At 70.9% G+C, this 8,701-nt stretch carries 11 protein-coding genes; 10 read left to right on the plus strand and 1 reads right to left on the minus strand.

Annotation, left to right across the window (positions count from 1 at the left end; translation table 11 throughout):
* On the minus strand, positions 1-970 hold a 970-nt coding region (locus L2I40_RS13250), incomplete at its 3' end, for a SurA N-terminal domain-containing protein (RefSeq protein WP_237215432.1).
* Between the two features lie 92 nt (positions 971-1,062).
* On the opposite strand from L2I40_RS13250, the gene tpiA reads away from it, so the two are divergent.
* The 10 genes from tpiA to L2I40_RS13300 all read left to right on the plus strand — a co-directional run.
* Positions 1,063-1,794, plus strand: a complete 732-nt coding sequence (tpiA, locus tag L2I40_RS13255) for a triose-phosphate isomerase (protein ID WP_237215442.1) — start codon at positions 1,063-1,065, stop codon at positions 1,792-1,794.
* Between the two features lie 45 nt (positions 1,795-1,839).
* The gene (secG, locus tag L2I40_RS13260) at positions 1,840-2,169 is read left to right on the plus strand and encodes a preprotein translocase subunit SecG (protein WP_237215433.1); all 330 of its coding nucleotides are present in this window, start codon (positions 1,840-1,842) and stop codon (positions 2,167-2,169) included.
* Positions 2,170-2,261: 92 nt separating this feature from the next.
* Positions 2,262-3,899: a CTP synthase gene (locus tag L2I40_RS13265; protein ID WP_237215434.1), complete on the plus strand. Its 1,638-nt coding sequence runs from the start codon at positions 2,262-2,264 to the stop codon at positions 3,897-3,899.
* Positions 3,899-4,066, plus strand: a complete 168-nt coding sequence (locus L2I40_RS13270; RefSeq protein ID WP_237215435.1) for a hypothetical protein — start codon at positions 3,899-3,901, stop codon at positions 4,064-4,066. Before L2I40_RS13265 ends, L2I40_RS13270 begins: the two co-directional genes overlap by 1 nt.
* A 92-nt stretch (positions 4,067-4,158) precedes the next feature.
* The gene (gene eno / locus L2I40_RS13275) at positions 4,159-5,436 is read left to right on the plus strand and encodes a phosphopyruvate hydratase (protein WP_237215436.1); all 1,278 of its coding nucleotides are present in this window, start codon (positions 4,159-4,161) and stop codon (positions 5,434-5,436) included.
* Positions 5,437-5,571: 135 nt separating this feature from the next.
* Positions 5,572-5,931: an FtsB family cell division protein gene (locus tag L2I40_RS13280; RefSeq protein ID WP_237215437.1), complete on the plus strand. Its 360-nt coding sequence runs from the start codon at positions 5,572-5,574 to the stop codon at positions 5,929-5,931.
* A gap of 7 nt (positions 5,932-5,938) precedes the next feature.
* Positions 5,939-6,229: a hypothetical protein gene (locus tag L2I40_RS13285; protein ID WP_237215438.1), complete on the plus strand. Its 291-nt coding sequence runs from the start codon at positions 5,939-5,941 to the stop codon at positions 6,227-6,229.
* 27 nt (positions 6,230-6,256) lie between these two features.
* Entirely contained in the window at positions 6,257-7,228 is a 972-nt protein-coding gene (locus L2I40_RS13290; RefSeq protein ID WP_237215439.1) for a hypothetical protein, read from the plus strand.
* A gap of 214 nt (positions 7,229-7,442) precedes the next feature.
* Complete coding sequence (gene pdhA, locus L2I40_RS13295; RefSeq protein ID WP_372491055.1) at positions 7,443-8,408, plus strand: pyruvate dehydrogenase (acetyl-transferring) E1 component subunit alpha; 966 nt, start codon at positions 7,443-7,445, stop codon at positions 8,406-8,408.
* A 3-nt stretch (positions 8,409-8,411) separates the two neighbouring features.
* A partial coding sequence (locus tag L2I40_RS13300; RefSeq protein WP_237215441.1) for a biotin/lipoyl-containing protein occupies positions 8,412-8,701 on the plus strand: 290 nt, incomplete at its 3' end.

Genomic DNA, 8,701 nt, shown 5'->3' on the forward strand with positions numbered 1-8,701 from the left:
CGGGCACCGGCAGGTCGTCGCGCGTGACGCTGCCGAGCGAGAGCGCGCTGCCGCCCGCCGCCTGCGCCGCCTGCGTGGCGGCGGCGAAATCGGGATTGCCGCCCCAGGCCGCGGCGAGGTCCCGCGCCGCCTGTTCGGTCGGCAGCAGCGCCTGCTCCAGCTCGCGCCGCTCCGGCGTCTCGAACTGGCCGCGGCGCGCGTCGAAGGCGGCGCGCAGCTCCTCCTCCGTCACCTCGACCTGGTCGGCCAGGGTCTCGGCCGACAGCACCGCGAGCGTCGCCTCGCGCAGCTCCGGCGTCGAGAAGCGGTCGGGATTGTTGGCATGGAAGCGGGTGAGCTGCGCCTCGGTCGGCGCCTCCGGCTCTGGCGCCTCCAGCAGCGGCAGCTCGACGAGCTGGGCGACACGCCGCTCGCGCTCGAAGGCGAAGATGGCGCGCGCGAGGCTGTCGGGCGCCGCGGCCCCGGCGCGCACCGCGCCGACGAGCTGCATGCGCTGGATGTCGTCGCGCACGACCTGGAGGAACATCGCCTCCGTCATCTCGCTCTGCCGGAGGAACTGGTCGAGGAAGACCCGGTTGAACTGGCCGCCGATCTGGAAGCTCGGGATCGACCGGACATAGTCGGCCACCTGTGCATCCGGCGCGGCGACGCCGAGGCGCGCGGCCTCCAGGCGCTGCGCGCGCTCCGATATCAGCGTCTCCATGGCCTGGCGCGCGATCAGCTCGCGGATCTGCGGGCTCGCCTCGAAATCCGGGCCGAGCTGGCGCTGGACCCGCTGCAGCTCCCTGCGGGCCGCGGCCTGCGCTTCCTCGACCGGAATGCCGGCGCCTTCCATCCGCACCACCTCCGTCTCCCGGAAGAGGTTGCGGACGACGTCCTCGATGCCCCAGATCGCGAAAGAAATGATCAGGAGCACGAACAGGACCTTGGCGACCCAGGACTTCGCCAGGTTTCGGAACCAGGTGATCATGCCCGCGGCGTAGCGCAGACCCCCGCCCGTTGCCAGCCTCCGCGGCGGTTGGTAGCCGGGCGGGACGGGAGGTGGGCTCGATGACCCCAGGCGTGCGGCCGCTGATCGCGGGCAACTGGAAGATGCACGGCAGCATGGCCGAGGCGGAGGCGCTGGCCGGCGCGGTGCGCGACGGCGCCGCCGGGCTGCCGGCCGACCTGCTGGTCTGTCCGGCCTTCCTGCATGTCGCTGCGGTGGCCCGCCTGCTCGGCGGCGGCGCGGTCGCGGTGGGGGCGCAGGATTGCCACGCGGCGGCCAAGGGGGCGCATACCGGCGACGTCTCGGCACCGATGCTGCGCGATGCCGGGGCGACGCATGTCATCCTCGGCCACTCCGAGCGGCGGGCCGACCATGGCGAGACCGATGCCGTCGTCCGCGCGAAGGCCGAGGCAGCCGCCGCTGCGGGCCTCGTGCCGATCGTCTGCGTCGGCGAGACGGAGGCCGAGCGGCTGGCCGGCCAGGCCGAGGCGGTGGTCGAGCGGCAACTGGCCGGCTCCCTGCCCGAGGGTTTCGCCGGTGTGGTGGCCTATGAGCCCGTCTGGGCGATCGGGACCGGCCGGACGCCGACCGAGGCCGACATCGGCGCCATCCACGCCGTGATCCGGGCGCGCCTCGCGGCCCGTTTCGGGGCGGCGGGGCAGGGGATGCGCATCCTCTATGGCGGCTCCATGAAGCCGGGCAACGCGGCCGCGATCCTGGCCCTGCCGAATGTCGATGGCGGGCTGGTCGGGGGCGCGAGCCTGGTGGCGGCGGACTTCCTGGCCATCGCCAAGGCCGCCGGGTAGCGCCGGCTGGCTTTCCGGGGCGGGACGCTCTAGATAGCGCTGGTCATGACCACCGTCCTGCTCGTCCTGTTCCTGCTCGTCACCCTTGCGCTCATCGGGGTCATCCTGGTGCAGCGGAGCGAGGGCGGCGGGCTCGGCATCGGCTCCTCCCAGGGGATGGGCTCGTTCATGACCGGGCGCGGGACGGCCAACCTGCTGACCCGCACCACCGCCATTCTGGGCACCGCCTTCTTCGTCCTGGCGCTGGCGCTGGCGATGCTCGGCAAGGGCGAGCGGCCGCGCGGTTCCATTCTCGACGCGCCCGGCCCGGCGAGCACGGCCCCGGCGCCGGGCGTGCCCGCTCTGCCGCCGCTGCCCACCGTGCCGACGAACTGAGTCGGCGCGGCGTCGCCTCCGCGTCGCCGCATGGCAACTTCCCGCGCCACACGGGTTTGCGCCCCCGCGCCGGCGGGGTATGACGGGCTCCCATGACGCGGTTCGTCTTCATCACCGGCGGCGTGGTCTCCTCGCTCGGCAAGGGTATCGCAGCGGCCTCCCTCGGGGCGCTCCTGCAGGCGCGCGGCTACAAGGTCCGCCTGCGCAAGCTCGATCCCTATCTGAACGTCGATCCGGGGACGATGAGCCCCTACCAGCACGGCGAGGTCTTCGTGACCGACGACGGGGCGGAGACCGACCTCGACCTCGGCCACTACGAGCGCTTCACCGGCGTCCATGCGGCGAAGGCCGACAACTGGACCACGGGGCGCATCTATTCCGAGGTGATCGCGAAGGAGCGCCGCGGCGACTACCTCGGCGGGACCGTGCAGGTCATTCCGCACATCACCGACAAGATCAAGGACGTCATCCAGGCAGAGACCGACAGCTACGACTTCGTCATCGTCGAGGTCGGCGGCACCGTCGGCGATATCGAGTCGCTGCCCTTCCTGGAGGCGATCCGGCAGCTGGCGAACGAACTCGGGCCGCAGCGCAGCCTCTTCGTGCACCTGACGCTGGTGCCCTGGATCCCCTCGGCCGGCGAGCTGAAGACCAAGCCGACACAGCATTCGGTGAAGGAACTGCTTGGCGTCGGCATCCAGCCGCAGATCCTGCTCTGCCGCTGCGACCGCCCGATCCCGGAGAACGAGCGGCGCAAGATCGCGCTCTTCTGCAACGTGCGGCCCGAGAGCGTGATCCCGGCGCTGGACGCCGACAGCATCTACGCGGTGCCGATCAGCTACCACGAGGAAGGCCTCGACCGCGAAGTGCTGCGGCACTTCAACCTCTCGGTCTATGGCGAGCCGGACATGAAGCGCTGGGAGCGCATCGTGCAGGGCATCCGCCATCCGGAGGGCGAGGTCACGATCGCCGTCGTCGGCAAGTACACGAACCTGCTCGACAGCTACAAATCGCTGGCCGAGGCCCTGACCCATGGCGGCATCGCGCACAACGTGAAGGTGCGGCTCGACTGGGTGGACAGCCAGATCTTCGAGGATGGCGACGCCGAGGCCGTGAAGCGGCTCGAGGGCGTGCACGGCATCCTGGTCCCCGGCGGCTTCGGCGAGCGCGGCACCGAGGGCAAGATCGAGGCGGTGCGCTTCGCGCGCGAGCGGAAGGTGCCCTTCTTCGGAATCTGCTTCGGCATGCAGATGGCGGTGATCGAGGCGGCGCGGAACCAGGCCGGGCTGAAGGGCGCCTCCTCCACCGAGTTCGGCCCCTGCGCCGAGCCGGTGGTCGGGCTGCTGACGGAATGGACCCGCGGCAACGAGGTGGAGCGCCGCGCGGCCGGCGGCGACCTGGGCGGCACGATGCGGCTCGGCGCCTATCCGGCGCGGCTGGCCGAGGATTCGCTGGTGCGCGAGGTCTATGCCGGCGCGTCGGAGATCAAGGAACGGCACCGCCACCGCTACGAGGTCAACGTGAACTACAAGGACCGGCTGGAGGATGTGGGCCTGCGCTTCTCCGGCATGTCGCCCGACGGCACGCTGCCCGAGATCGTCGAGCGGCCGGAGCATCCCTGGTTCATCGGCGTGCAGTTCCACCCCGAGCTGAAGTCGAAGCCCTTCGAGCCGCATCCGCTGTTCCGGGGCTTCATCGGCGCGGCGGTCCGCCAGGCGCGGCTGGTCTGATGGACGAGAAGGCCCGGCTGCGGCGTTTCGCCTATGGGATGGGGGCGACGGTCGTCCTGACGATCCTCGCCGGCATCTTCTTCGGCACCCTCGGCGTGACCATGGCGCTGATGCTCGGCCTGCTGGTCACGCTGCTGGCCGGCGGCGGGCTCGGCCGGAAGAACTGACGCGCAACCGCCGGTGAGCGCCGGCCCGCCGCCCTTGCCGGGCCGGCGGGGCAGGGCTAATCGCCGCGCGGACAGAACCGCCGGAGCCCCCAATGGCCGCCATCGCCGACATCGTCGCCCGCGAGGTGCTCGATTCCCGCGGCAACCCGACCGTCGAGGCGGAGGTGGTGCTCGACACCGGGGCGCGCGGCCTCGCCATGGTCCCCTCCGGCGCCTCCACCGGCGCGCATGAGGCGGTGGAACTGCGCGACGGCGACAAGGCGCGCTACGGCGGCAAGGGCGTGCTCAAGGCGGTCGCCAATGTCGAGGGCGAGATCTTCGACGCGATCGGCGGGATGGACCCGACCGACCAGGTCAAGATCGACGAGACCATGCTCGAGCTCGACGGCACGCCGAACAAGTCGCGCCTCGGCGCGAATGCGATCCTGGCCGTCAGCCTCGCCACCGCGAAGGCGGCGGCGGCGCATCTCGGCATGCCGCTCTACCGCTATGTCGGCGGCGTCTTCGCCCGCACCCTGCCGGTGCCGATGATGAACATCATCAACGGCGGCAAGCACGCGGACAATCCGATCGACATCCAGGAATTCATGATCATGCCGGTCGCTGCCGGCACCATGGCCGATGCAGTGCGCATCGGCTCGGAGGTCTTCGCGCAGCTCAAGAAGGCGCTGCACGACGCCGGCCACAACACCAATGTCGGCGACGAGGGCGGCTTCGCGCCGAACATCGGCAGCGCCGACGAGGCGCTGTCCTTCATCGCCCGCGCCTGCGAGGCGGCCGGCCACCGGGTTGGCGAGGACATCGTCTTCGCCCTCGACTGCGCCTCCACCGAGTTCTTCCACGACGGCAAGTACGCCATGGCGGGCGAGGGCAAGACGCTCGATTCCGCCGGCATGGTGGACTACCTGGCCGCGCTCTGCGCCAAGTGGCCCGTCGTCTCGATCGAGGACGGCATGTCCGAGGACGACTGGGCTGGCTGGAAGCTGCTGACCGACAGGCTTGGCGGCAAGGTCAACCTGGTCGGCGACGACCTCTTCGTCACCAACACCGAGCGCCTGCGGCGCGGCATCGACTCCGCGACCGGCAACGCGATCCTGGTGAAGGTGAACCAGATCGGCACGCTGACCGAGACGCTGGAGGCGGTGGAGACCGCGCATCGCGCCGGCTACCGCGCGGTGATGAGCCACCGCTCGGGCGAGACCGAGGATTCGACGATCGCCGATCTCGCCGTCGCGACCAATTGCGGGCAGATCAAGACCGGCTCGCTGTCGCGCTCCGATCGCACGGCGAAGTACAACCGTCTGATCCGCATCGAGCAGGAACTCGGCCCGGCGGCGCGCTACGGCGGGCGCGCGGCGGTTCGGCGCTGATCCGCTGACCATCACGAAGTAAATTGCGCGTCCGTCGGCGCTTTCGTCTGGACACGACGCGCGCGCTCTGATTCCTTGCAGGAGCGCTGCGGGTCGGGGGACCCGATGCGGCGCGCGGGCTGGGGGGCTCGGCTCTTGGGGGACGAGGATCGCTTCGAGCAGCGGGACGGCATCGGCGCCTGGATCGGGCGCCGGCTGCGCGCGGCTGCGCTGCCCGTCCTGTTCCTCGCCTGCTGCGGCTACTTCGTGTGGCACGCCATCCACGGCGAGCGCGGGCTGATCGCCAAGGACCAGCGCATCGTCCAGATCGCCGAGGCGAACGCCGAGCGCGAGCGTGTGCAGGCCGAACTGGCGGCGATGGAGCGCCGCGTGCAGGGCCTGCGCGGCGACCGGCTCGACCGGGACCAGCTCGACGAGCGTGCGCGACAGCTGCTGAACATGGTCGGCCGGGACGAGATCGTGATCCCCTACGGCCCGGAGCGCCGTCTCTTCTAGCGGCCGCATGGCGGGGCGGAGCGCGGCGGCACGGCGCCGCAACCTCTTCCTTCTCGCCGCCGGACTCGTCTGGCTCGTCGGGGCCGGCGTCACGCTTCTCGGCCTGACGGGGGCGGCAACCGCCTGGCCGGCCTGGGTGCGGATCCCCTTCGACGGCGTCCTGCTCTTCGTCGTGGCCAACACGGCCGTCGTCGGCCTGATCCTCGCCATCTGGTCAAATCTCGAGGTGCGCGCGCTGGCGCGCTTCCGGGCCGCGACCGATGTCGTGGCGGAGTGGACCGTGACGCCAGAAGCCTGAGCGGCCTTCCTCGCCGAGGAGCGGCGTGTGGGAGACGCCGGCTGGGGCGCCAACCAGCTCGACACGACGATGGCGTGTCCGCCGCAAGGGCTGGCGTGCCGGGCGACGCGCGACGGCGTGCTGGTTGGCGAGGACTTCCACGCCCTTCCGCTGCTCGGCCAGGTCTCGCGCGTGCGCTGGCTGGCCGGACCGCCCCTCGTGATCGAGGTGAGCGCGGTGGCGCCGCGGGGCGGCGAGGTGGGCGGTCTGCGTGGCGCCCGGCTGCGCGTCCCGTTCGACGACGCAGCGAAGGCCGCGCGCGATGTCCATGCCGCGTGGTCGCTCATGGCGGAGCTGATCGGCAATCCGGGCACGCGCGGCAACGTGCTGCGCAGGCGGGCGATCGCGCTTGGCGTGGGGCTGGCCGGCCTCGTCTTGATGGGCGTCGTCGCCGGGCGTCACGGGCTGTGGCAGGTGCTGGGCGGGAATGTCCCGCAGCGGGAGGGTGTCGCCTTCGTCCTCGGCTTCTTCCTCGGTGCCTGCGGCCTTGCCCTCGCGCTCCGCTTTCACCTCGACGGGCGGCGAGCGGCGCGGCTGGCCGGCGGGGCCGGGATGATCGGGCGCTGGCGGGTCCCCGCCTCGACTTGGCGGGACTTCGTGGCGTCGGAGGCGAGCCTGCGGACGCAGGGCGAACTACCCTTCAATCTCGTGGACGTCTGGCAGGGCGGGCCGGTCCGGGTGGCGGTCGGGGAGGATGCCGTGCAGGTCGGCCCGACCTTCTTCCATATCCCGGCCTTCGCCGCGAAGGGCGTGACGCATCTGCGCTGGATGGATGGCCCCCCGCCCTGCATCGAGATCCGCGGCGTCTACCACGCCCGGATCGGCGCCTTTTCCCGCTTCGCCGCCCCATCGGGCGATTGGGGTGAATTCTGTATCAGGGTCCCGGTGGCGCCGGGGGCGGAGGCGGTGGCGCGGCGGGCCCTGGCGGCTTGGCGATCGCGCTTCATGGCAGGGCGCTGATCCGGTCGTGCCATGCAGGCTCCGCAGACCTGATCGCCGCTTAACCATAATCTGATTAATTCAACTATTGCATTGCACAATAAGGGTTTTCTGCGCGCGGAGCGACCTTGCGTGCCTTCGCGCGGTTGCGTAGACCGACCCAGCTAAGCTCGCCAAGGAGGAAGGCATGGCCGAAGCCGCCAGCAGGAAGCCGCGCAAGGGCGCGGCCCCGGCGATGGACCGCGACCAGATGATGCGCGCCTATCGCGACATGCTGCTGATCCGCCGCTTCGAGGAGAAGGCCGGTCAGCTCTACGGCATGGGCCTCATCGGCGGCTTCTGCCACCTCTACATCGGCCAGGAAGCCGTCGTGGTCGGCCTGCAGATGTGCCTCAAGCCCGGCGACCAGGTCATCACCTCCTATCGTGACCACGGACACATGCTGGCGACCGGCATGGAGGCGCGCGGCGTGATGGCGGAGCTGACCGGGCGCATCGGCGGCTATTCCAAGGGCAAGGGCGGGAGCATGCATATGTTCTCCCGCGAGAAGGGCTTCTATGGCGGCCACGGCATCGTCGGCGCCCAGGTCGCGCTCGGCGCCGGGCTCGGCTTCGCCAACTGGTACCGCGGCAACGACAACGTCTCCGTCACCTATTTCGGCGAGGGCGCGTCGAACCAGGGCCAGGTCTATGAGAGCTTCAACCTGGCGGCGCTGCTGAAGCTGCCGGTCATCTTCGTGATCGAGAACAACAAGTACGGCATGGGCACCTCGGTGGACCGCGCCAGCGCGTCGAAGGACCTGTCGAAGAACGGCTCCCCCTGGGGCATCCCGGGCGAGCAGGTGAACGGCATGGACGTCACCACGGTGCGCGAGGCCGGCGAGCGCGCGGTCGCGCATTGCCGCGCCGGCAACGGGCCGTACCTGCTCGAGATGAAGACCTACCGCTACCGCGGCCACTCCATGTCCGACCCGGCCAAGTACCGGACGCGGGAGGAGGTGCAGAAGATGCGCGAGCAGTCGGATTGCATCGACACGGCGCGCAAGCTGCTGCTCGAGGGCTACGGCGTGACCGAGGCCGAGCTGAAGGTCATCGACGACGAGGTGAAGGCGATCGTCCAGGACAGCGCGGACTTCGCCCAGACCTCGCCGGAGCCGGACGAGGCCGAGCTCTATACCGACGTGCTGATCGAGGCGCGCTGAGCCATGACGCAGATCCTGATGCCTGCCCTCTCGCCCACCATGACGGAGGGCAAGCTCGCCCGCTGGCTCAAGAAGGAGGGCGACGCCGTGCGTGCCGGCGACGTGATCGCCGAGATCGAGACCGACAAGGCGACGATGGAAGTGGAAGCCGTGGACGAGGGCACGCTGACGAAGATCCTGGTGCCCGAGGGCACCGAGGCTGTCTCCGTGAACACGCCGATCGCCGAGCTGAACGGCGGCGCGGGCGCCGCCGCGCCCGCGCCGGCGCAGCGCGAGGTCGCGGCGCCGCTGCC

The organism is Falsiroseomonas oryziterrae (genome assembly GCF_021864505.1).
Taxonomy (GTDB): Bacteria; Pseudomonadota; Alphaproteobacteria; order Acetobacterales; family Acetobacteraceae; genus Falsiroseomonas; species Falsiroseomonas oryziterrae.